Below are 1,373 nucleotides of genomic sequence, written 5' to 3'. Positions count from 1 at the left end.
GATCAAGTCCATGTTTGTGTGTACTTTCCCTCTTCGGTAGTGCACTCAAGCGAGTTGCTTAACAACACCAGCCCTTGATGTACGCCACTCCCAGTACTCCTGCATGTCTAGATATCGGTGTCCCGTCGTCCATTTTTCATCCATCTCCATCAGTAAAGCTCCCAACAGACGCAACACCGACGCACGATTTGGGAAGATACGAATGACGCGCTCCCGGCGTCGAATCTCCTCGTTGAGCCGCTCGACGCTATTGGTTGTCCGGAGCCGCCTTCGATAGCGTTCGGGCAACGCAAGCACGGCGGTCGCATCGTCAAACCCCTCTTCCAGCACACGCATGGCTTTCGGTGCCTTTTCGGAGTAATCGTGCAGCACTTGGTTCAGCAGCAATCGAGCGGTATCTGGGTCGGGTGCTTCAAGAATGGCCCGCACACGCTGATAGACCTCCGTCTGCAGGGATTTGGGTGTGGCATCAAGGAGGTTTCGCATAAAGTGCGTTTGACACCGCTGCCAGGTGCAACCCGAGAAACAGGCCAACAGTGCTTTTACAAGTCCCTGGTGGCTATCGGATACGACCATATCCACACCGTTGAGTCCACGTTCCTTTAGCCATGTAAAAAAGGTTCGCCATCCAATTTCGGATTCGCCATCTCCCAACATGATGCCGAGAATTTCACGATAGCCCGTTTCATTGATGCCGGTTGCGAGCATGACACTGCGGGCTCGTACGCGGCCGTCCTCCCGTACTTTGACTACGAGAGCATCCACCAGCAGAAAAGGGTAGCGATGCTCCTTGAGCGGCCGTTCATTCCAGGCTTGTACGATGGCATCCAGGCGTTTACAGAGCGTGGAGACGGTGGACTTGGAGAACTCCGTCCCACACAGCTCCTCCGTGATTTGCGCTACCTTTCGTGTAGAGACACCTTGGACAACCATCTCCATGAGAGCCAGTACCAGGGCTTGTTCACTACGCTGATAACGAAGAAAGAGCTCTGTCGAGAACTCGCCCCCGCGAATTCGGGGAACCCGTAATGTCAAGCGCCCCACGCGAGTGGTCAGGGTATGTGGGTAGGTTCCATTACGATAGCCCTGACGTTCTTCGGTTCTTTCGTATGGGGCGGCTTGGAGCTGCTCCGTGACCTGAGCCTGTAAGATCTGGTTCAAAACCTGTTCAAGAAGTCGGGCTACACCTCCGTCCTGTTGCAAGAGTCCGTGCAAAAGCGCGTCATCTAGGTTAATCTGATAAAGAGCCATTGTTCGTTCCCCTCCTCGTGAATGGGTTGCCGCACATTCCATTCTACCGAAGAGGGACGAGATGGCTCATTTTGCTACTCCTGATAGCGAGCCGTTTTTACACAATGATATGGACTTAACTT

At 53.8% G+C, this 1,373-nt stretch carries 1 protein-coding gene; it reads right to left on the bottom strand.

What is annotated here, in order from left to right; translation table 11 throughout:
• Nucleotides 1-45: 45 nt before the first annotated feature.
• Nucleotides 46-1,251, bottom strand: coding sequence for an IS256 family transposase (locus AK2_RS16205; protein WP_067937144.1), 1,206 nt, complete (start codon nucleotides 1,249-1,251; stop codon nucleotides 46-48).
• Nucleotides 1,252-1,373: the final 122 nt, after the last annotated feature.

The sequence above is a fragment of the Alicyclobacillus kakegawensis NBRC 103104 genome (assembly GCF_001552655.1).
GTDB classification, from domain to species: domain Bacteria; phylum Bacillota; class Bacilli; order Alicyclobacillales; family Alicyclobacillaceae; genus Alicyclobacillus_G; species Alicyclobacillus_G kakegawensis.
This window is presented reverse-complemented; position numbering and strand designations above follow the sequence as displayed.